The sequence below is a fragment of the Segetibacter aerophilus genome (assembly GCF_007991655.1).
In the GTDB taxonomy this organism is placed as follows: Bacteria; Bacteroidota; Bacteroidia; order Chitinophagales; family Chitinophagaceae; genus Segetibacter; species Segetibacter aerophilus.
Genome location: NZ_BJYT01000001.1, coordinates 696,988 through 720,686 on the forward strand (window position 1 = coordinate 696,988; position 23,699 = coordinate 720,686).

14 protein-coding genes are annotated in these 23,699 nt (G+C 41.4%); 5 read left to right on the forward strand and 9 right to left on the reverse strand.

Annotated features, from left to right (window positions below; genetic code table 11):
- The first annotated feature begins 116 nt into the window (after positions 1 to 116).
- Positions 117 to 2,435 (forward strand): hypothetical protein, encoded by a 2,319-nt coding sequence (locus tag SAE01_RS02955; protein ID WP_147202073.1) that lies wholly within the window; start codon positions 117 to 119, stop codon positions 2,433 to 2,435.
- Between the two features lie 120 nt (positions 2,436 to 2,555).
- Here the strand turns inward: SAE01_RS02955 and SAE01_RS02960 are convergent, their stop codons facing one another.
- Both SAE01_RS02960 and SAE01_RS02965 read right to left on the reverse strand, forming a co-directional pair.
- A complete protein-coding gene (locus SAE01_RS02960; RefSeq protein ID WP_147202074.1) occupies positions 2,556 to 3,935 on the reverse strand; it encodes an FAD-binding oxidoreductase in 1,380 nt (459 codons plus the stop codon).
- A gap of 67 nt (positions 3,936 to 4,002) precedes the next feature.
- Positions 4,003 to 4,896, reverse strand: coding sequence for an SDR family oxidoreductase (locus tag SAE01_RS02965; RefSeq protein WP_147202076.1), 894 nt, complete (start codon positions 4,894 to 4,896; stop codon positions 4,003 to 4,005).
- A 315-nt stretch (positions 4,897 to 5,211) separates the two neighbouring features.
- On the opposite strand from SAE01_RS02965, the gene SAE01_RS02970 reads away from it, so the two are divergent.
- Positions 5,212 to 6,141, forward strand: a complete 930-nt coding sequence (locus SAE01_RS02970; protein ID WP_246113145.1) for an SGNH/GDSL hydrolase family protein — start codon at positions 5,212 to 5,214, stop codon at positions 6,139 to 6,141.
- 224 nt (positions 6,142 to 6,365) lie between these two features.
- A complete protein-coding gene (locus tag SAE01_RS02975) occupies positions 6,366 to 8,852 on the forward strand; it encodes a glutaminase family protein (RefSeq protein WP_147202080.1) in 2,487 nt (828 codons plus the stop codon).
- Between the two features lie 169 nt (positions 8,853 to 9,021).
- On the opposite strand, the gene SAE01_RS02980 is transcribed toward SAE01_RS02975, so the two are convergent.
- Both SAE01_RS02980 and SAE01_RS02985 read right to left on the reverse strand, forming a co-directional pair.
- Entirely contained in the window at positions 9,022 to 10,011 is a 990-nt protein-coding gene (locus SAE01_RS02980; RefSeq protein ID WP_147202082.1) for a DNA/RNA non-specific endonuclease, read from the reverse strand.
- 209 nt (positions 10,012 to 10,220) lie between these two features.
- Positions 10,221 to 12,422: a DUF5916 domain-containing protein gene (locus SAE01_RS02985; RefSeq protein ID WP_246113146.1), complete on the reverse strand. Its 2,202-nt coding sequence runs from the start codon at positions 12,420 to 12,422 to the stop codon at positions 10,221 to 10,223.
- A 264-nt stretch (positions 12,423 to 12,686) separates the two neighbouring features.
- On the opposite strand from SAE01_RS02985, the gene SAE01_RS02990 reads away from it, so the two are divergent.
- Complete coding sequence (locus SAE01_RS02990) at positions 12,687 to 13,859, forward strand: class I SAM-dependent methyltransferase (protein ID WP_147202086.1); 1,173 nt, start codon at positions 12,687 to 12,689, stop codon at positions 13,857 to 13,859.
- A 61-nt stretch (positions 13,860 to 13,920) separates the two neighbouring features.
- Here the strand turns inward: SAE01_RS02990 and SAE01_RS02995 are convergent, their stop codons facing one another.
- The gene (locus SAE01_RS02995) at positions 13,921 to 15,186 is read right to left on the reverse strand and encodes a hypothetical protein (RefSeq protein ID WP_174834598.1); all 1,266 of its coding nucleotides are present in this window, start codon (positions 15,184 to 15,186) and stop codon (positions 13,921 to 13,923) included.
- Positions 15,187 to 15,420: 234 nt separating this feature from the next.
- Between SAE01_RS02995 and SAE01_RS03000 the strand changes: the two genes are divergently transcribed.
- A complete protein-coding gene (locus tag SAE01_RS03000) occupies positions 15,421 to 15,801 on the forward strand; it encodes a response regulator (RefSeq protein WP_147202088.1) in 381 nt (126 codons plus the stop codon).
- Between the two features lie 184 nt (positions 15,802 to 15,985).
- On the opposite strand, the gene SAE01_RS03005 is transcribed toward SAE01_RS03000, so the two are convergent.
- The 4 genes from SAE01_RS03005 to SAE01_RS03020 all read right to left on the reverse strand — a co-directional run bounded on the left by SAE01_RS03005 (position 15,986) and on the right by SAE01_RS03020 (position 23,652).
- Positions 15,986 to 17,542, reverse strand: a complete 1,557-nt coding sequence (locus SAE01_RS03005) for a protein adenylyltransferase SelO (protein WP_147202090.1) — start codon at positions 17,540 to 17,542, stop codon at positions 15,986 to 15,988.
- 246 nt (positions 17,543 to 17,788) lie between these two features.
- Positions 17,789 to 18,931 carry an efflux RND transporter periplasmic adaptor subunit gene (locus tag SAE01_RS03010; RefSeq protein ID WP_147202092.1) on the reverse strand — a complete coding sequence of 381 codons (1,143 nt, stop codon included), beginning with the start codon at positions 18,929 to 18,931 and terminating at the stop codon, positions 17,789 to 17,791.
- Positions 18,915 to 22,211, reverse strand: a complete 3,297-nt coding sequence (locus SAE01_RS03015) for an efflux RND transporter permease subunit (RefSeq protein WP_147202094.1) — start codon at positions 22,209 to 22,211, stop codon at positions 18,915 to 18,917. Before SAE01_RS03015 ends, SAE01_RS03010 begins: the two co-directional genes overlap by 17 nt.
- A 37-nt stretch (positions 22,212 to 22,248) precedes the next feature.
- A complete protein-coding gene (locus tag SAE01_RS03020) occupies positions 22,249 to 23,652 on the reverse strand; it encodes a TolC family protein (protein WP_147202096.1) in 1,404 nt (467 codons plus the stop codon).
- Positions 23,653 to 23,699: the final 47 nt, after the last annotated feature.

Sequence of the window (23,699 nt, forward strand, 5' to 3'; positions counted from 1 at the left end):
TTGGGGTACAAGTGAGTGACACAACACTGTTGAAGTGAAATAATAAGTACGTTAACTTCTGGTTACATTACAATTTGTAGGGAAGAATTAAATTTGGGTGGGAGGAAGTAAATGCAATGAAAATTTATAAACAAAAGTCAAGACCGTGGATCACTGAACAACACTTTCAGTTTAATCCTTCTTTCGGGCCGTATGTTCGTTTTCTACAAAAGAAAATGGATCATTCACAGGATATCAGGGTTAAATTCTATCGATATCTCATAAAAAAATTTAACCAAACGCCTGAGCTCATCGTCCCTTTTACAGATGTAAAGATGTTGGAGCAACACGAGGAACTTATCCAACTGCTGGTAATGTCTTTGGTGCCGCTTTCTTCAAGTGTGGAGAGCCATCCTTTTGCACTTGCTTTTTTACAACCTAGTTGTTTGTTTCATTATTCAGACACCTTCAAAACAACCTTCATTGACGAACACATCGAGTTCAACACACAGGAGGATGAAGAAAGCAACCTGAGATATTTTGTGAGGCTAATATTGGAACGTTGCTACAATATTAAAACCGATGATAACCATAAGATAATTAAACAGGTTAAAAATAAAGAGGGGGATATCATCAAGCATCTCCAGATGACAGTCGAAAGTAGTTTCATTGAGGTGCATGTTAATGGAACCTTACCTCCCTATAATCCTAAGTGGGTCAAGATTATTAACTCTACCGGCAATGATTTTTTCGCTGCGTTCAAAAAGTTTCCTTCCGAGAAATTCACGGTTGAAGGTTTTTGCATGATATCGATTGAAGATGTAAGTAAAGAAATGGCAATTGCTGAGCTAAAAAATGCCATTATAAATATGCCGATGGTTTCTATTGACGAAACGGTGAACCAGGTAGAAATGGCCATAGGTGAACTGGTAAACGACTCGATGATCAGGATAGGTATTACGCCATTTTTTAAGTTAAACGGACGAATTGTTTATGATAGTTTCCTGATAACAAAAGGTGTGGGTATTTCGTCGATAGAACGGAGCATAAAAAAAGGAATCGACATAAATGAGACATATTCGAGGCTATCGGAAAATCCGGAACCTTATATATTTTCTAATATAGATAAGGACTTTGTCATAAGCAGGGCTTCGATAAATGACCTCGGCAAGCAGCAAATTAAAAATTATCTCGTGCTGCCTATTTTCACGAAGAAGGACGGACTGCTCGGTTTGTTTGAGTTAGAAAAGGAAAACATTTCTACAAAGGTCATCGACATTTTGCAACCTGCTGTTCCGCTAATACGAGATCTCTTGTACTATATGATTGAGACTTTGGACAATAATATCAATAGAATTGTAAAAGAGAAATATACTCCTTTGCAACCTTCTGTTGAGTGGAAGTTTCATGAGGCCGCATGGAATACCTTACGCAATCATGGAGATAACAAAAAAGAAGATGTTGTTGAAGATATTGTCTTCCCTGAAGTTCATCCTCTATATGGCGCTATCGATATCCGCGACTCTTCTGTTGAAAGAAATATTGCTTTAAAAAACGATTATGTAAACCAGTTGGAAGCTACCGTTCAATTGCTTGACAAAACATCGAAAGACATTTCTTTACCACTGCTGGATAGCATCAAATTTAAGTGTGAGCGTTTTATTGATTCGATTGATGATTTTATTACTACCGAAAACGAAATAGAAATCATTGAGTTTTTTGAGAATGAAGTGTTCGTCTTCTTTCGATACCTGTCGGAGCGAAACCTCGGTTATGAGAAAGAGATCGCAAACTATTTTGCAAAAACTGATAAACGTCATGGTGTTTTTAACTCCAACCTGAATGCTTATGAAATTAGTATTGAAAAAATCAATAAAAGTATAGTTGAGTACCTCGAGGAGGAAGTAAAGAAACAACAAGCGATTTATAATTTTTATTTTGAAAAGTATCGCACCGACGGAGTTGAATACAACATTTATATAGGTAAGTCGATTGTTTCAACAAAAACTTTTGATCCTATTTACTTGAAGAATTTGAAGCTGTGGCAGCTTACTACCATGGCGCATATTGCAAAGCTGAATTACGAGATGCAGGATACCTTGCCACTTTCACTTTTAACTACTCAATTAATTTTGGTTCAAACGCATCCTATAGACATTTGTTTCCGAAAAGACGAACGTCGTTTTGATGTAGAAGGTTCGAGCAATATCAGGTATGAAGTTCTTAAGAAGAGAATAGACAAATCGCGCATAAAGGGAAGTTCGGAGCGGCTTACTCAACCACATACAATTGCAATTATTTACTCAAACTCTTCTGAGGTAACTGTGTATTTGCAGCACATAAATTATTTACAAAGCAAAAAGCTGCTAACGGAAAAAGTAGAAAAATTTGAGTTGGAAGATTTGCAAGGAGTTAGCGGACTCAAAGCGCTACGTGTAGGTGTGAAATATGATTAGTTTTTATTGAATTAGTAGTAAAAATAAAAGCCCCAAAAGAATTGAACTTTGGGGCTGGTTGTTTAAAGCGAATTTGAATTTCGGCTCTTACCGTAGATTGAATGTTTTTGAATAGTATTTTCAGGACGGAAGAATATTATTATTCAACCTGAAAAAGTTGCTTGGGTCGTACTTGCGCTTAATCTGCCTCAATTTTTCGTAATTAACTCCATAAGCATTTTTGACCCTTTCGTTGTCATCACTGTCGAGGTGGTTAACATATACTCCTTTGCTAAAAGGCTCAATCTCCTTCCAAAAACTCCGAGTCCAGTTGATGTTTATCTCATCTTCTTCAGCTTCAATCCATTGGCTTATAATGTCTACATCCCATTGATCACCTCGGTGAACAAAAGCAGTTTCTTCTGCAGGAGTTATTGCTGCGGCACCTCTCATATGAAAAAATAGTACTGGTGAATAAGGTGAAGGGCGTTTCGCTACATTCCTGATAAAAATGTCGATAAGCTCATCAGAGATTTCTGTGAAATAACCCGATTTCCAATATCTCCTCATGCCAGTTGGTGTCGCAGAGTCAAAAAGGGATTGCAATTGAGTATAAGGAATCTCACTAACAAGGTCAACTATAGGAGTTCCAAACGAACGGAGCCTGGCGAGTTGTTCTTCACCTTCTTCCAATGGCCCTAACCATGTAGGTAAAATAAAGCATACAGGAAGACCATCGGGTGTAACCAGAAAACCGGTATAAGTAATGATCTCGCTTGATGTGTGACGGATATTATCCCGGTAGTATTGCAGCATTTCTTTCGCCTGGTCCATGGGGTATAATATCAAACCCGCGAGAATATTCGGACCAACAGAATGCAAACTAAACTCAAACACAGTGACAATACCGAAGTTGCCACCGCCGCCGCGAATCGCCCAAAACAAATCGGCATTATTGTCTTTATCCACTTTTAAGAGTTCACCTGAAGCAATTACAATTTCCGCTGACAAAAGATTATCGCAACTTAGGCCGTGCTTACCCATTAGGTATCCCATGCCTCCACCCAATGTTAGCCCCGCTATGCCCGTATCTGACACGGTACCACCAGTTGTTGCCAGGCCATATACCTGGGTTGCTTTATCAAGCTCCTGCCACAAAACTCCTCCCTGTGCCCGTATTTTTTTATTTTGCGAATCTACCTCGATTTCCTTCATTGCCGACAGGTCGATCATTAGTCCTCCATTGCAAACCGCGTTTCCTGCAACATTATGTCCGCCACATTTTACCGATACAAGCATGCCTTGTTTACCTGCAAATTCCACGGCAAGTTTTACGTCATCACTATTTTTACATTCGACAATTATAGCTGGTTTTCTGTCTATCATACCGTTCCATATAGTACGGGCCATATCGTATTCAACATCTCCTTCAATAAAAATTTTCCCTGCTATAAAAGGCTGTAATTCTTTTCCGACAACTTCTGCAGAGGTGCCTGCAAGAGCAACATTTTCAAAGCTCATAAAAGATTGTTTTAGGTTGAATAAATGATTATTTCCAAAATGCTTTGAGCAATATTTGTTGTAACTCTTAATTGAACTGGGGCATCTGGCTATCCTCCATGTATTTTCTTACTTGCAGTCCCATGTTTTGTTCCATAAAGCTTATCCACGTTTCATCGGTTATATCCACTGAACTTATCCAGTCTTCATCTGATGCAGACCCTCTCCAAGACAATAAAGGACTGGCATCAGGACCGGCCGGATTTCTAAAACTCTTTGTTTTACCAGCTACTATATCATTAATGACATCGGCAACGACTGATGGAGGAACGTGATTTTCGAGAGACGCCGCAAACAAAGACATAAATCTTTTTAGGTTAGGATAAAGCATCTTTTCCGGGTAAGCATTTGCTTTTCTGAAAATTGGGGTCTCGATAACTCCCGGTTCAACAACAGCGACTTTTACATTGAATGGTTTGGTTTCCTGGGCCAATGATTCGCTAAAAGCTTCCACTGCAGCTTTTGATGCGCAGTAGGCACCATGAAAATTGGAATACACTTTACCGGCAACTGAGGTTACATTTATGATAGTGCCACTTCTGCGTTCCCGCATTTTGCGCAAGACGGCTTTGATACAGCGCACTGTTCCAAAGTAATTTGTCTCCATGTCTTTTCTTATGATTTCCATAGATAGTTCTTCGACTGACCCAAAAGACCCCACTCCAGCGTTATTAATTAGCACATCAATCACGCCTTCATCAGATATCACCTTATTAACCGCAGTTTGAACAGATTCGTCATCTAAAACGTCTAATGGCAATATTCTGATTGGTAGTTTTTCTCCATCCGCAAGCTCCTGTATTTGCGGACAGTTTGCTGGTGTGCGCATTGTAGCGTATACAATGTTTCCGTTTCGAGCGAGTGTTTCGGCTGTTGCGAAACCAATGCCCGTACTACATCCCGTAATTAAAATGACTGCCATTGTTATAGATTTTAAATGAATAAGATGATTAACCGCAGCTCTAAAGGATGTATTTCGAGGGTAAGCTTACAATAGGTGGAGAGTAACAGGAATTAAGATAATTTAAATAAATGAAGTTTCATAACGACGAGCTTCTTTTGCTTGCGTCGCCTGTACTTTAAAACTTCACTTAAATTTTGATAGACTATTGTAAGCGCATGATTCTAATTTTAGGCGTAGACAAAAACTTTTTTATAGAAATTCTAGATTCTTCTCATGACTAAATGTATCCTGACAACTCTTTTGATTTCATTACTATTAGGAAAAGGTTCAATAATGGCTCAAAGTATAAGGCCTAGTGTAAAACGAATCCTTTTTCTTGGTAACAGTATTACATGGGCGGGCAACTACGTGAATGATGTGGAAGCTTACCTGAGGCTACAATTTCCCGGCAGGCAACTGGAGTTTATGAATGTTGGATTGCCAAGCGAAACAGTGTCTGGGTTGTCGGAGCCGGGACATGCTGGAGGTGCTTTCCCGAGGCCTGATCTTCATGAAAGACTTGCTCGCGTACTTGAACAGACAAAACCCGACCTGGTGTTTGCTTGTTATGGAATGAACGACGGTATCTCTATGCCATTTGATAAGGGCCGCTTTGAAAAGTTTAAGGACGGTATCAACTGGCTACATGATGAGATAGAGAAAACAGGGGCGAAAATTATTCATCTTACTCCGCCTGTTTATGATGAAGTGAGGGGTAAAAGTATCGGGTACGCTGCCGTGCTTGACCGATACTCTGATTGGCTACTTTCGATGAAGCAACAAAAAAAGTGGGAGGTTATCGACATTCATTACCCGATGAAAAAGTACCTGGTGGCACATCGACAAGTGGATAGACAATTCGGTTTAGACGGCTTTGCATTAGCACCGGATGGGGTACATCCGGGTGAAACAGGGCATTGGATCATGGCGAGAGCAATCTTGTTGTTCCTGGGATATAAGGAGGTCGCTCGTTCGCCTAGCGTAATTGAAAGTTTAAAACGCATCGAAAATGCATCGCAATATTTAAAACTGGTAGCGGAACGCCAAAACCTGATGCGTGATGCATGGCTTTCAGCAACGAAACATAAACGACCTGGCTTACCCGTTGGGCTGCCGCTAAACGAAGCGCTAACGAAATCAAACGAGTTACAAGTAAGGATAGATTCAACGGTTCGTGCAAGTGTAGGAGCTTTGAAAGGTGTACGAGGCACAAGTGCTCAATAACTTCCTTCTTGTCGGTTTAATTTAGCGTGGGGTCTTACAAATAAAGGCTGAAGCCGATTGAAAATAAACTGCACAAGGGTGTGACACAACCAAAGATGAAGCGAGAAAATTTGCTGGCAGCCAAAGAAAATAAAGCCATCCTTCGCCTTGACCATTGTATTTTTACCTCATAGAAAACAACTTAGAAAATCAAGTAAAATTTAAAAGAAAAGAATCATTCTCTTATGGAAAAAATCGAAAGCGCTAACTATGTTCAAAAGCTTTTCCTCTTTGTACTAACCATCTTTACAACGGGATTCGTTATTGCGCAGCAAAAGGCTCCTGCTTATCCCCTGATTACTCATGATCCCTATTTTAGTATTTGGTCAGTTACCGATACACTCAATGCTTCTGCTACCAGGCATTGGACTGGTACAGAACATTCTCTGCTTGGAATGCTGAAAGTGGATGGAAAAATTTATCGTTTTCTTGGTAGGGAAGACAAACCGTACAACAACTTAATTGCTACCACTGACATAGCTGACTACACAGTTAAATACACCGAGACTATCTCTGATAGTAGCTGGATGAATGTTACCTATGACGACGCTTCGTGGAAGACGGGCGCTGCCCCTTTTGGCAATAGCAACGCGGCGCAAACGAAATGGCGCAGCAAAGATTTATGGATTCGCAGAACTTTCTCTATAAATGATTTGAAGCTTAACAAGCTGTTTTTGAAAATCAATCATGATGATAATACAGAGGTGTATTTGAACGGCGATAAAATTTATAACAAGCGCGGGTGGCTGAATAAGTTTCAGTATTTCCCAATTGATGACAACGTGAAATCGAAGTTGAAAAAAGAGAATAATGTATTGGCAATTCATGTGGCGAACACAGCAGGAGGACAATGGCTGGACGCAGGTATTGTAGAAGAGCCGGAGTCGAAATCAAGTGACCTGGTACAGGAGGCTGTCCAGAAAAGTGTAGCGCTGAATGCAACTCAAACTATCTATGAATTTGTTTGTGGTAAAGCCAACCTTACCGTTACGTTTACTTCGCCTTTGTTGATGAGTAACCTTGATCTCCTATCAAGACCTATTTCTTACATTTCATACAAAGTCAAGTCGAACGATGCGAAGCCGCATGATGTAAAATTGTTTTTTAGCGCATCTACAGATATTGCCACAAATCTTCAAAACCAGGAAGTCGTTGCTCAAAACGTAAGTACCAATACTTTGTCTGTTTTAAAAGCAGGCACAGTTGAGCAACCTGTTCTTGCAAAAAAAGGCGATGATTTAAGGATCGATTGGGGATACATGTACGTTGCCACTCCTAAGACGGCAAAAGCAATCCAGTACACGTCTTCGGCTATTGCTGCCCTAAATCAACTCATTGCCAACACAACTGACGTTCCTAATACTGAGCTAACGGGCAAACACTTGTCTCTAAATACCATTATCCCTTTTGGAAAAGTTACTGCTGTCCCTAAAGAGCAATTTGTGATGTTGGGTTACGACGACATCTATTCGGTACAATATTTCAAACAGAATTTAAGACCGTGGTGGAACCGTGATTCATCAAAAAACATCATGGGCGAACTGCAGGCAGCTGCAACCGATTATAATAAGATCATAACCGCGTGCACTACGTTTAATAAGAAAATGTATAGCGATGCTGTGGCTGCAGGTGGCGACACTTATGCCCGGCTTTGTGAAATTGCTTACCGGCAGGCTATTGCCGCGCATAAACTGGTGAGAAGCCAGGACGGAGAGTTGTTGTTCTTATCAAAAGAGAACTACAGCAACGGATGCATCAATACTGTTGACGTTACTTATCCGTCTGCGCCTTTGTTTCTGTTATACAATCCTGAATTGTTGAAAGGAATGTTGAACGGAATTTTTTACTACACCGAAAGTGGACAGTATGACAAGCCGTATGCAGCCCATGACCTGGGAACTTACCCGCTGGCGAATGGTGTGGTATATGGCGAACCTATGCCGGTTGAAGAAGGTGGTAACATGCTTATACTAACTACGGCAATTGCTAAGGCAGAGGGAAATGCAGACTATGCGAAGAAACATTGGGCAACTTTAACGAGATGGGCCAATTATCTTTTAGAGGCTGGCTTCGATCCTGCTAACCAACTTTGTACCGACGACTTTGCAGGTCACCTTGCAAGGAACACCAACCTTTCAGTGAAAGCGATTGTAGGCATTGCGGGCTATGCAAACCTTGCGAAACAACTGGGCTATAATGATATTGCGAAAACGATTGGGGATAGTGCAAAATACATGGCGAGAAGATGGACCGAGTTAGCCGATGCGGGCGACCATTACAAGCTGACCTTCGATAGTGCTTTTAGCTGGAGCCAGAAGTATAATCTTGTTTGGGACAAAGTGTTGAACCTGGGAGTATTTCCCTCGGATGTGTACAACAAGGAAGTAAAGTATTACCTCACAAAGCAGAACAATTACGGCTTGCCTCTAGACAGCAGGAAAACTTATACAAAGTCCGATTGGATCGTATGGACAGCTACTCTCGCAAACAATCAGAACGATTTCAATTCTTTTATAAATCCTGTTTACCAATACGCTATAAAGACTGATACCCGGGTGCCTCTAAGCGACTGGCACGAAACAACAAACGGCCGGATGGTTGGTTTCCAGGCGCGGAGCGTGGTGGGAGGATTTTTTATAAAAATGTTGGATAGGAAATGGCAGAATAAATAGAGAGGTAAGTAAGTCGCCAAATAAAAACGATTACAATTTTCTGGAAGCCGCCTTAAAAAAAGGGCGGCTTTTTGTTTGTACCTGCCGCGTGTTTCTCCAGAAATAAGATAACCTTCGTTAAATTAGGCTCAACTACTTATATAAGGCTTAGAAGCGAGGTATGAATGTTTTAAAGAGTGATTTTCTCAAACTTAAAACTTAGTGGAGTGTCTTTTAAACTTAATCTGCTAAAGGCTTCTTTGGCTAACGGCACTTCCACTCTTTTAAAGATGACTTCTGTAGATTCCTTTTTTGTGTAGGGTTGATTTACTTTATCAAGACCAAATTTGAAGCCTGTTACTTCTTCAACAAAGTCTATACGAACCTGGTAGGGCTCGCCGGTTTTGAAGTTTTGAAAAAAGTCATTAACGGGAATTTCTCGCGCTACAGTAAAGCCTTTGATGTCCTGCTTTTTATCCACTACAAAATTGTATTTACGCAGAATGTTTTCCTGGCTCATGATGAAAGCAACCGTTGTGAGGAGATTAGCACGGTTTCTATAGACAACAATTTTAAAGAAATGACAAGGAATCTGTAGCGGCTTTCCATCAATCAGATCAATGTAAAATGGATCGCTCGTTAATAGTATCGGACCTGCAAATACAGTCACCTTTCTGCCATCCTCGCCCTCTTGCTTGGTAAACCCCTTTACAATATAATCCTCCAAACTTTTCCAGGCACCCCTGTTAAGTGTATGATGTTGGGGAAGGCAATTCGAAAATTTCATCGTTTCTTCCGCAGCCTTTTTTACTGTTGCCGTATCGCCCCATTGCGGATCCTGGAATTTGGCGATATGGCCTTTATCGAAGTCGTTGGCTGATTTGCCTTTAAAAAACTCGTACAACTCGTCACCAACCTGGCACTCTTCGTCGATGTTTGTGTCTTTCGCAAAAGTTACCCGTTCTTTAATTTGTGCATTCCACTGTGTGCCATCAATATTGGTGGCTGCGTAAAATGCGAACTTCCGGCTCTTGTTCATTACAATACTAAAATGAGTGTACTGCAGTTCGAACTCTTTTGGGTTGCTTTTTAATGGAGTTCTTAATTTTTTTTGTTGAATTGTTAGAGTTGGTAAACGAAGGTTAATGCCGGAAAGAAAATCTGTTTGATAACCATTCATAAGTGGAGGAGTTGTAACGCGTTCATTAACAATGTAAAAAATTAAAAGCAGAAGAAATAGCTTTTGGGAAAATCATTTAAAGTGCCGGCTCAACACATTTAATGTTCTACAAAAGGAACAAAGCTTTTTTAGCCATTTTTGGCTAGATGCAATAAAAGAAATAAGCGAAACAGTGGAGGCAAGGAAATAAAAAATACAAGCGCCTAACCTTATAAATTCCACCAGTAGGTCCACTTCAGTACCATCGCACGATTTCTCACAGAGAAAGGAGCAGGCAGGTAGTTATCGGTATAAACAAAGAAGATGTCAGAGGCAGGTTTGTATCTCCACTGAAAGCGTGTATTAAGGTTGATGTTGTTTTGTTGATTGTTGTACTGAACAAATGTTGTGAAGAATAATTTATTCGTCATCGTTACATCTACCCTTGGACCCACTAACCAGAAAGTATGTTGATTCCACGGCTTGGGTAAATCAATATTATTGTAGCTGGTGCTTAACGCAAGGCTTACGTACGGTTGAAACCTGTAACCTATATCTGCAGTAAGATTTAATCTTGTACCCTTTGCATAATACCCGCCATACCTGCTTGAAAACGCGTAGGTGAAAACACTTTGCGGCTTCGAGACAAAGCTTGTACCCCATGCATTCCATCGGTGTGTACTTCCACGAGCGAGGGTGTCTTTGGTAAAATTTGTAGGGTCAAAGGCCTGTAACAATTCTACATAGTCGTAAGATAGAAAAGTGGAAAACGTGCTTTGCTTTCTTGTAGTGAACGAATAATTGATGAAAGCCTCGTCATCTGTTTTTTTCAATGAAGTATTGAAGTACGAAAGATAAACGAGCTGTGGACCGTGACTTAAAATCTTACCGCCCTTTGGGAAGAAGAAATAACCTGCTGATGGGTTGATCTTCACGTAGCCTCGCCTCGGCACATAACCAACCTCAGGATTGTAATTTTTTCCTACATACTCATGCTGCCATGAGACCAGCATCTTTCTGCCCGAGTATTGTATGTTTCCGGCTTGCACAAAGTCACCACCTGAAGTGCCGGGTGTGAAAGATTTTAGAACCAGGGCTTTACCGGTGATCTTGTTATCAGATGATGCGAGGTTATATTCTAAACCAATATTGCGGTTGTAGTTCGAATAGGTAGGCTTTGTAGGATCTGCACCGGGGTGATAATTAACAGACTCCTTATTGATGAAAATAACACCAATATTAGATCTTGAAAAAACGCGTCGTTGCACAGAAGCTACAGTAAAATTTTGAGCAGGCAACCCTGTGTTATCTACTCCGCCCGTTTGCATATTCATCGCGCCAATTCTCCAGTTCTTATCAGGCTTGCCGCTTATGCGGGCACCGAAACGAATAGGCACGCCTAACCCAATTCTTCGGGAGAAAAACGGGCGAATACTTGCATAACCAAAGTTGGCAAAAAGATCGCCGTTTTCTAAAAAGAACTGCCGTCTTTCGGGAAAGAATAGTTCGAAGCGATCGAGGTTAGTAACCTGCCTGTCTACTTCTACTTGTGAAAAGTCAGGGTTAACAGTAAGGTCCAAATTCAGTGACGAAGTCAAAGCGATCTTTGCATCAACACCAACATCTTTGCGATAGGTTGAAGGAGAATTATTATCATGATTTTTTGTAGTGGCACCAAGCGCATAAGGGATTAGTGAGATGTTAGACCCGGCAGAAGGCGGTGGTTGGTCCCAAGCCAGAATGCCGGAATAGGCGAGGGAAGCAGTTGGAAATTGTCTCGGAACGGGAGCCCATGAACTTTTTTCCGACGTCTTTAAATCAAGCCTGCTAAAATTAATTCCCCACTTGCTGATGTCTTTTTTATACCGGATACTCTTGAAGGGGATAGCCAGCTCAAGAACCCATTTGTCTTTATAGTTTTTAACCGCAGACTTCCATTTATTATCCCAGTTTAAATCGACGGCGCTGCCGCCATACATCATCCCATCCCACTGCGCACCCGCTGCGTTAGTACCGAAAGCGAACCCGTTTGTCTGGTCATCAAAAGGGTCCATAAACATGAGAAAATTATCGTTCTTACCAAAGTTCCAATCATTCCTCAACGACTCTACATAGTTTGGTCCTGCAACTCCCTGGAAACATTCGGCCAGCAGGTACAAATTGTGTTCATCGTAGGCCATCCGTACCTGTGTAAGTGTTTTAGCAAAACTGGTGTCCATTGGTTGCACCATAAAAAAGTCCTTCGCGACCGCCGCATCCTGCCATGCCCGGTCATCAATCACTCCGTCAATTTTTATGGCCGAAGTAGCCTTTCGTATATCGTATTGGTAAGAGCTGTTTTTTTTCTGCCCGCTCGTGGTTGCATAAATAGTGGAGAGAAAAAGTATTACAAAAGCAGTTTTAATATTGGGCCAGGCATAGCAGTTTTTCAAAGCAAGCATATTTGATGCAAAGTACTTATTAAGTGTATTACAGGATTTAGAATGCAAAAAGTTTTTGGTGCCCTTGCGTCGAATGTTTTTGCAACATCGTTGTGTCACTCACTTGTACTAATTGTTTTTTACTCAACCTGATAGACTATATCAAGTTCCATCAATCAACAAATTGTAGAGCTACAATATGTTGCAAAAGTAGTAGTCGCTTATTAACTTTAAAACGGTCGAAATCACTTCTTATAACAATAACTGCTTACGCAAATGCTAACTGCAAACGGAACAGACAAAATGCCGAAGAAATTTTCGAGGTTGGTAAGCCTCGTTGAAAAGCAATATCAATCTATTACACCCGGAACTGGTAACATACCTTTTGGCCTAAGGATGAATGGAAGCCTGCACACGTTTGGAGACAAAGCGCCAGCCTTTACAATAAAATTAAACGATGAACAGGCAGTGGCCGCCCTTAGCACTTTGGATCAAAACACCATCGCAGAAGCTTACCTCGAAGGTAAGATAGACCTGGAAGGTGACATCATGAGAGTGCTGGCACTACGCGAGCTTTTTAATGATAAAAGAGGAATGCAATTTCTCTGGCGCTTTGTTCAGCCGATGCTCTTTGGCCAGGTTAAAAGTGACAAAAAATGGATCTCGAACCATTACGATACTGAAGAAGATTTCTTTCTTCTTTTTCTTGATAAACGACATCGGGCATATTCACAGGCAGTTTTCTTAAAGGACGAAGAGCAGCTGGAAGATGCAGTAACCCGGAAGCTTGACTTTGCTTTGGAAGCAGTAAATGCTAAACCCGGAGACAGGATACTTGACATCGGAAGCGGGTGGGGAGCTTTCGTAGAATATGCAGGCAAAAAGGGAATTAAGGTCACGTCGCTCACCATCTCGAAACGGTCCAAAGTGTATGTGCAGAAAATAATAGATCAACACAACTTGCCGTGCGAGGTTTTGCTGGAGCATTTTCTTGAACACAACCCCGGTGAACAATACGACGCCATTGTAAATTGTGGCGTTACAGAACATTTGCCTGATTATGCTTCATCGCTAAAACACTATCAAAAACTATTAAAGCCCGGAGGCCGCCTGTATTTAGATGCAAGTGCCGATAGGGTAAAACACGGGCAGGGAACGTTTATGTCAAAATATGTTTTTGAAGGAAACGCTTCACTACTTTGCCTGCACGAATATCTTTGTGAAGTTGCCAAGAGCAATTTTGAAGTTACAGGCGTATGGAACGATCGCCATAACTATTACCTCACCACAAAAGCATGGGCAGAAAGGTTAGACAGCCATCGCGAAGAAATCGAACGTCGATGGGGAAAGAAGCTCTATCGAATTTTCCAGCTTTATTTATGGGGCAGTGCCGAAGGCTTTCACTCTGGAATGATTGATGCGTACCGGGTTGTTCTTACCTTAATTTAAGTTGCAAAGCATGTAGTTTGAAATGAATTCTTTGTGGCTAATCATCTTTCTTGCGTTGCTACTACTTAGCCTTCAGACTGTATTTTTTCATCACCTTTTTACTGTTGAAATACTGGTTCAACTCTTCCTCGCTAAGGTCGTTTGTAATTTCTATTGGCACATCTATCAGCTGCATCTGGCTTTGCTTTAATTCTTCTTTAATTTTCGCTGACTTCTGCGCAAGGTTTGGATCTTTTTCTCCCACTAATGCGTTGTCTTGCAAAATGTATTCAAGCCGTTTGATCGAAGATCGCAGCAACGTTGCCTGGTTTTGCTCAGCAGGTCTGTTAGGTGCCGTAGCTTCTTTTATCGGTGACAGAACCACTCCAATGCTCGGCATAATAAGACCGGTGCGTTTTGTTTGATCATCTTTAGAGGTAGCCAAAACAGTTCCGGTAAGAGCGGCAGATGCGGCAGTAAGGTCGAAACCTGTTCGCGTACCCTTTGTTTTTTTGATTGTTTTATCCAATTGTAAAAATGTGAATTTCAACTTAAGAATGTATGAGTTCATATCGTGCACCAACATGTGGTACTGTTCTAATGCCAGTGGGTAGTTCAGTCCATTTTTCACAATGATCTTTAGTTGTGCTGTATCCTTCAGCTTAAACTTTGTCGTACCAATAAATGATACAATTACGGATTTTATTTTGCCTGTGTCAGTTTCTTTTACAAAATCATATGACGGTCCCCACTTAAATTCATCGTTGCAGTTGAAGATGGGATTAAATTCCCCTATAGGTATACTAGTTTGAGTAAGTATACTTTCAATAGGAAAATTTCCTGTCTCGCATAAGACTTTAAAACGAAGGGTATCGCCTTCATCTATCCAGATTGTTCCACTTACTGTCGGTTTTAATTTCGAAGGGATAATATCGGTATTATAAAAGACGATGGTAAAAGTAGAGTCTATTCTTTCCTTCGGATTTAAGAGGTTCTGAACGCCAAGTGTCAGCTTGTAGTTAAAATCGTATTTAAGCCTTCCGGAAAGGAAATAAGACTTATCGGCTTTGAAATATAAAATGCCGTTGTCCTTATTAATACGAACTCCGATAGGTGCGTTTCTTAAGAACCAGAAGTAGTTCGAGGGAGTTTTATTAATCTGGAACTGGTAACTCAATGTAGAGTCTACATGAATAGAAAATACAGGGTTTAAGTTGATGATGCGCAGAGAAGTATCCGGAGTTGCCAGTTCCAATGAATCTAAATTGCCGAATCGAGTAGTATCTGTTTGCCCAGAGGAAGAAAACCACGTAAATAAAAACAATAAACTAAAGCAGAAGTTTTTCATATTAACCTAATAAAAGCTGCAATGTTAAACAATAAAACAGCATCGCAACCAGCAAATCAAAATGGAAAACATGATGGGCAAAAAATTGTAAAAGGGATATAAAAGGTTTAAACTAACGCAGCCATTCATGGGCCTTTCGGACCGTCTATCTATTTTGGAACGATTTTTTAACCAGATGAGAATAAACTAAAGAGAACTAAAAATCGTTAATAGATAAAACCGATAAACTTAAGTATGGATACAACATTCAAAAATACAAAGACAAAAAAGGCATTGATTATAGAAGATGAAAGCGATATGTGTTTGCTTCTAAATATTATGCTGAGTGCAGATGAAGTTGAACTTGATCATGTAAAGAATCTTTCCTCGGCGCGGGAATATCTTAAAAGTGAAAATCCTTCCGTGGTTATACTTGATAATAAATTACCCGATGGTTTTGGAGTTGATTTTATCAGCTTTATTAAAAATAATTATCCGGCTATAAAGATTATTATGATTTCCGGGTATGATCCATCGGCAGAAGATGTTGCTCTTGACAATGGTGCTGATGTATTTCTACAAAAACCTTTTACAAAAGATCAATTGTATAAATCAATGATGGGCTTAATGAACTAAGCATCGAAGAGCGAGCTTTTTATTAAGTCCTAAATTTTGAAGAGCCCAACTGTTTTTAGCAGTTGGGCTCTTATATTTTATTTAAAACTTGCGATTACCGACTTGCGACTAGAGTCTATCCCCTTACAAATTTCGCATCTCTACTTGCGACTTATAACTTAAAACTTACGACTTACCACCACACTTACGAGCTGCAACTCAACATCGAACATCCCGCTTTTTGAGTTGCCCATTCTGGTCGTTTGGCAAAAAACTCATCAAAACGTTTAGAGTAAGGATCTTTCATTGCTTCCTGAAGTTTGACAAATAAGGTGTCATCTCCTCCTTCTAATTGTTCGATGGATTGGTGAAGCAAATAGTTTCTTAGTATAAAACGCGGGTTGTTTTTCCTCATTCTTTCAAGAGCCTCGTTCTGGGTTATGGTATTGGTTTTAATCCTTTCGACGTAAGTTTTCATAGTTGACATAAACTCATCCATTTCGTTTTGCTTTAACTCTTTATAGAAGCTTTCTTTGAAATGACCTAAATAGTCGTCGTTATCAGGATTCTCGAAAAGATCGATTAGCAATTGAAAAAAGATGGTCATATCAGGTTTGACTGTTTTTAGCATCTTTTCAAAATCCTGGATAAAAGTTGTGTCTGCCGGTCTTACTTCATCGAGCCCCATTTTATTCGCCATTATTTGGAAATACTTATTCCAGTAAAAACTATCATAGCTTTCAAGGGCTTCACGTAGTTTTTCTTCATCTTCAATCAGCGGAGCAATTGCTCCTGCGAGACATGCAAGGTTCCACTTTGCCACTGCTGCCTGTTTCCCAAAAGCATATCTTCTTCCCGGCAGGTCGGTAGTGTTAGGTGTAAAGTTTGGATCGTAATCATCCACAAAAGAATAAGGACCGTAGTCGATCGTAAGGCCAAGAATTGACATGTTATCTGTATTCATTACTCCATGCACAAACCCGACACGCAGCCATTCAACAATCATTGCCGCGGTTCTTTCGACAACTTCTTTATACCAAGTCATCACCCTGTCTTCACCTTGTATGTGTGGAAAATGACGATCAATCGTCCAGTCAACAAGTTTTGTAAGGTTGTCTACTTCTTGCCGGGCGGTTAAGATTTCGTAATTGCCAAAACGTAAAAAAGTTGGAGCAACCCGCATTACAATTGCGCCCGGTTCGTACTCTGCATTTCCATCATAAAACATATCACGCATTACCCTTTCGCCGGTAGATACAAGGCTTAACGCTCTTGTTGTAGGTACGCCCAGGTAATACATTGCCTCGCTCATCAGGTATTCTCGAACTGACGACCTCAGAACTGCTCTTCCGTCAGCCCTTCTACTATAAGGAGTAAGGCCAGGGCCCTTCAGTTGAAGCTCCCATGTCTTACCTGATGAAATTTGTCGCTCGCCTAAAGTAATAGCACGACCGTCACCTAACTGGCCGGCCCAATTACCAAATTGATGGCCGGCATAACAGGCGGCATAAGGTTGCATTGAAGGCGTTACAAGATTGCCTCCCAGGATATCTATGTCATGTTGATCAACTGGTCTTTCTATCTCCAGCTCTTTCGCCAAATCATCGCTCCACGCAAGAAGGGTTACTTTTTTAACCGGAGTAGGTTCGGCTTTACCATAGAACTTCCCCGGCGTTTGCCTGGGCCGTTTATCACCACTCTGATCTCCTTCAAAATTGTTTACAAATTCGTTCTTGAATTGTATTTCGCTTAAGTTCTGCATACGCTCGTTTTTAATTTCTATTGGCCATGGTCAATACCCGTTTAGTGCCTCAGAGGAAAAAGAGCCAAAAACTAAGCCATGGTAATCTATGTTTGAAATGGCAGCAAGCTTGTTATTTAAGGAAGGAGAATAAAAGGCAAAAAGTACAAGTGAGTGACACAACGATGCTGAATGGAACCAAAATGCCCAAAAACTAAAATACCGGGAAAGAAAAAAAGCAGCTGAAAAGATTGAAACTGCTTCTGGTTAGCCTGCTTGTTTTACGTTCTTTATCTCTGATCCATCTCTGATCTCATCCGTAGCGGTTTTGATGATTTGATCGCCTTCTTTCAGATCGCCATAAACTTCTACTTTGTCGTTTGCTTCGCGACCTTTTTTTACATCAACCCACTCGGCTTTTTGATTAGCAACCCGAACCACAAAAATCTTTTCAGCCGAAGAAACAAGCGCAGTTTTGGGTATTACAAACGTGCTGTCTTTTGCAGGGAGAGGAATATTTACCTCGGCGTACATGCCGGGTAAAAGACTTTTATCATTGTTCTCGACATCCATTTCGAGCCGTTCAGACCTGAGCTTATCGTCAAGTGCACCCGCCATACGTTTTACTTTGGCCGTAAACTTTCTTGACGGTAGCGATTTAACTGTGAAGGTTACTACATCCTGTTGGTTAAGAAGCCCGGTATAAATTTCGGGAACCGAGATAACCAACCTCAATTTTCTTTGTTGCTGCAAAACAAATAGCGGCATTTCAGAACCTTTACCGGATGGGCCCACATAGGCGCCGGGATTAACGTTACGCGCTGAAATAACACCTCCAAAAGGTGCCCTGATATCGAGGTAGCCACGAGTAGCGGCAACGGCACGAATAGCAGCTTGCGCCCCTTCCAAACGGGCCTTTTCGGAATTGACGCGGGCAAGTGCCTGGTCAAGATCGTTGGGGGAAATGGTGCCGGGGGTTTTACTTGTTTCCAACAGCCTGTTGTATGTTGCCTTGCTCGAAATATAAATTGCCTGCAGCGATTTTAGATTAGATTGAGCCTCTGACATCCGCGAATTAATTTCAGGTGCTTCCATGCTAACCAGCAATTGTCCTTGTTTTACCTCTGAACCAACATCTACATAAATCTTTTTTACAAAGCTGTTTTCTTTTGCGTAAATCTCCACTTGCTGAAATGGTATAAGTTCACCAGGTACTTGAATCGATGATGAGAGCTTGCCTTTTTGGGCGGCAACTACTTCAATAGCAGCGGCTGCAACTTCTTTTTTCTCCTCAATAGTTGTTTCCGTTTTCTCTTCTGAGGATTTACATGAAGGCATGGCAGCCACTAGCAAAGTGGCTATCAGAACAGGAAGGATATGATAAAAATTATTTCTATTGATGTGGGGCATATAAGGTAGGAATATAATGAATACTTTCTTTGTCTTCAGGATCTAACGAAACCGATTTGGTCGAAGCTTTTCCCTGAACCCAGGTGAATACAAGTGGCAGAATTATAATGGTTACAATAGTTGATGCGATCAATCCGCCAATAACTGCCCGGCCTAAGGGTGAAGCCTGGTCGCCACCTTCGCCTAAACCCAATGCCATCGGAACCATTCCAACGACCATCGCTACGCTGGTCATCAATATTGGTCGCAGCCGCAGTGCGGCAGCCTCTCTCGCTGACTCTATTGCATTGCCATTGTGCATCCGTAATTGTTCGGCATTCGTGATTAACAGGACTGAATTGGAGATAGAAACACCTACCGACATAATCATACCCATATACGATTGCAGGTTTAGCGTTGAGTTGGTCAGCAGCAGCAGTATCAACGATCCGCCAATAACGGCGGGCACGGTTGACAATACTACCAACGATACTTTAAAGGATTGGAAGTTGGCCGCCAACATCAGAAAGATAACAATGATGGCAACGATCAGTCCGTTTTGCAACCTGTCTAATGTTTCTGTCAGGGTTTGACTTAATCCTTTGGTTTCGATGGTCAGTCCCCTGGGAAGTTCACCTAAAGATTTGATAGCTTTCTCCACATCTGCAGTGGCGGTACCCAGGTCTTTGTCGTTTAAATTGGCTGTCACTGATAACAAAGGAAGTGAACCGAGTAAATCATTTTCGCCATAAGTTGTATCGGGAGTTATGGTAGCTACGTCGCGCAATACAGGGCGTGGAGAATTGCTTAAGACAGGTATTTCTCCAACATCATTTATACTTGACATTTTAAACTCCGGAACCTGCACCTGCACTGAAATTCCCTGGCTGGCCTTCTCATCGAGCCAGACATTCTTCTCTGTATAACGAGACGAGGAAGTGGAAGCCGTGAGCGAACGCGAGATATCAGAAACGCTTACTCCCAATTGTGACGCCCTGATACGATCGATGTTGATATTGATGGCAGGATACTTTGTTGACTGCGCGATTTGTGCGTCTCTCAAGTAGGGGATCCTTTTAAGCTTTTCAAGCACTTTATTCGCAAACTCCTCATTGAGCTTTTTATTTTTCCCTATCACGCGGACTTCAACAGGGGTAGGCGATCCCTGGCTGAGGATCTTATCAGTTAGTTCGATTGGTTCGAATGACACGGCCACATTGGGCAGATCCTGTTTCATCTTATTTCTGAACTTTTCTTTCAGCTCATCGAGGTTCACTTTGTAGTCTTCTGCAAGGTTTACCTGCAGCACACCTTCCTGCGAACCACTCATGAAAAGGTAGATCGGGCTCGTAGAAAACTGGCCCGGGTGGGCCCCAACAAATGCAGAAGTGACGGAAATATTTTTCTTGCCAATAAGGTCCTCAAGCAGATGCAAGGTCTTTATCATATTAAGTTCGGTGCGCTCCAACCGCGTTCCATCAGATTGTCTCAATCGTACCTGGAACTGCCGTCCATTTACTTTAGGTAAGACATCCCGACCTATGGAAAATAATAAAAATCCAGCTAGACCTATAGCCAGTACGACGTAGGTTATTACAATGGGTTTATGCAGGGGTAATATCCTGTTTAGGAAAATGAGAAATTGGTCTCTAAATCGATCAAACCTTGTGACTTTTTTATTTGAGCCATGATTCTCGATGAGTAGTTTTTTCTGGTCCCATGTATTTCTTTCAGACTCTACAGATAAATGAGATGCTACAAATTCTTCCTCATCCGTCAAGTTCCGTTGTGCTCCTGATTTGTCTGTAACCTTATGAGGTTTCTGATGCGGCTTCATTATCCAGTTCGCCATAATCGGGACAAAGGTTTGCGAAAGCAGGTAGGAGGCAATCATTGAAAAGCCAATCGCCATTGCCAGCGGTAGAAACAGGGCTCCTGGAATTCCTTTCATTGTAAATGCTGGCGCAAACACCGCAAGAATACAAAACAGGATAAGGAGTTTGGGGAAAGCAATCTCTTTACACGCGTCCCAAATAGCAAGCGCTTTGGGTTTGCCCATGTCGAAATGCTGATGAATATTTTCAATAGTGACCGTCGACTCATCAACTAAAATACCTATCGCTAAAGACAAACCACTTAGCGTCATAATGTTGATGGTCTGGTGAAACAGGTATAGGAATAAGATTCCGGTGATGATAGAAGTAGGAATGGTAAGAATAACAATTAATGCCCCGCGTTTGTCACCCAAAAACAGCAGCACCATCACGCCTGTTAAAATCGCTCCGATGGCACCCTCGGTGATCAAACTCTTTACTGAGTTAATTACATACACAGACTGATCGAACTCGTAAGAAAGCTTTACATCATCTGGCAACACATTTTGAAAACGGGGAATAGCCTTTTTTAGGTTTTGCACGACTTCCCATGTAGAAGCGTCAGCAGATTTCGTAATAGGCATGTAGATAGACCTTCTGCCGTTTACCAAAGCATAGCTCACTGTAATATCAGCTCCGTCTTCAACCGTTGCTACGTCATGTAAAAACAAATTCTGCACGCCCCCTTTGAACAGTGGAATGTCTTCAAAGTCTTTTACTTTTTTGATAGAAGTGTTGCTTGGCGTCATATAATTATAGTCGCCAATTCTCACGTTGCCTGAAGGAGTCGCCTGGTTGTTTTCCCTGATTGCCTGAACGATTTGGTCCGGAGTAAGATTATGAGCCCTCAGCAATTCAGGGTCAACTTTTATTACCACCGTTCTTACGTTACCGCCAAACGGTGCAGGGGAAATCAAACCAGGAATTGAAGTGAATGAAGACCGGACGTACACGTTCGCCATGTCCAGTAATTCATTGTTATTTCGTATCGGGCTGCTTAATACAAGTTGACCGACGGGTAGGGTAGATGCATCGAAACGGATGATAAACGGCGGCTGACTCCCGGGCGGAAAAATGGCTTGCGCCCTATTAGTGAAAGTGGAAACTTCCGCGGCAGCCTGTGCCATGTTCGTGCCTTCATAAAAAGTTAGCTTCATCAGGGTAAGCCCCTGTATATTCTTAGTTTCAATGCTTTTTACCCCGGAAACGTATAACAGCAAATTCACGTATCCCTTACCGAAATAACTTTCCATCTGGTTAGGAGTAAAGCCACCATAAGGATGTGAAATGTAGATTACAGGCAGGTTAAGATCAGGGAAAATGTCTATTTTAATATTGCGGACCGCATTGATACCAAAGAAGAATACTCCAGCTACGATTACCAGTATTGTAATAGGTTTTCTAAGCGCACTTTTAATTAATCCCATTTGTGTAAAGCCTCAGTGATCTTTTGAATGAAAAGTATTAAAATTCGTTGATAAAGATTCTAAAGTCTCCGCTTGCAGCTGCCCTAAACAACAAGGCTTGCCACACATTGTTAAAGGCAATGTCACGATCCGTCTCTGCCCGATTTAGAGAATATAAAGCTTGCGTAACATCAATAATATTTGACAGACCGTTTTTGTACAACACACTCTTCTGCAGAAAAGCTGCAGAAGCTGCATTCACTTCTATTGGTGCTTCGCGATAGTTTTCAAGAGCGTTTTGTATTTTTTGTGCTGCGAGAGTCATCTGGTTCTTCAGGCGCTGGTCCACTTCCTGGTATTCGTTTTTTAAACTCTCTGTAGTATACTTCTGTGCCAGTAACTGCTGCGCTACCCGCGAAAAGTTTGTCAGGTTCCAGGTGACGCCGACACCAAGCAAGTAGTTTGCGCGGGTTGGTCTTACCCCTTGAAAATAATCTCTTGTAAAGGCATCTTTATTAGTAGCGTTATAGTTGTAATTAAAACCAGAACCCCGGCCCTGGATGATACCAAACGTTGAAAAGGTAGGATACTTAAAGGTGTTGAAATATTTGACGCGTGCATTGCTTAAGTCAACACGGCTTAAATAATATTTCAACAGGGGGTGCTCTTCTTCCTTGAATTGACTTGCTGTATCTATCGAAGCAGGGATACGCGTAAGAAAAACAGTATCTAGTAAGAAGTCTTGCGTAGAGGTGCCAATTAAAGTGGCCAGTTCGTTAGCTTGTTCTTGCTCGTTGTCTTTTGCTCTAAGCAGTAATATTTTTGCATTTGAGACTTCAGCAATGGCGAGAGAAGAATCTACCCCAGGGTTTAAGCCATTTTTTGCGCGTGCAATAACTACGGTTGTTAGTGACTGAGCTCTTTCCAAATTTTTCTGTTGCGATAACGTCAGCCTTTGTGCTGCAAGGAGATTTAGATAAGCTGCAGAAACTCTTATTTCATGTTGAAAAAATTCTTGTTGAAAATCAGCTTCGTCTTGCGCCACTGCTGCCTTTGCCACATTTACCTTCTCGCGTGCTTTGCCAAACGAAAAAAAGTCCCAGTTGATGTTGGTCAAATACAGCGCTCCGAAGGCGGAGTTCCAGCTTTGCCGCTCTTGGGCAGGACCAGCGGGCGAGGCAGCCAATCCTCTCAATCCGTACAACACCCCGTTTTGACCATTTATAGTACCATAATCCTGTTGCGCTGAAAGGTTTAAATCCGGCAGGTTTTCTTTCCTCGCCTGTTCAACCGCTGCCAATGATGCTTTTACGTAGTTTGATTTTGCTTTTAATGTACCGTAGTTTTTGGTTGCAATATTTATAGCATCTTTTAAAGACAATCTTTGCTGGCTGTGAACTTTGAAGCTGAGGAGAGCTGTTAATGCAAGTAACAAATAACGAATTCGAATACTTCTTGCCATGAAATAAAATAAAGCATGAGTGAAGACCACAAATTTACAGGCTGGGT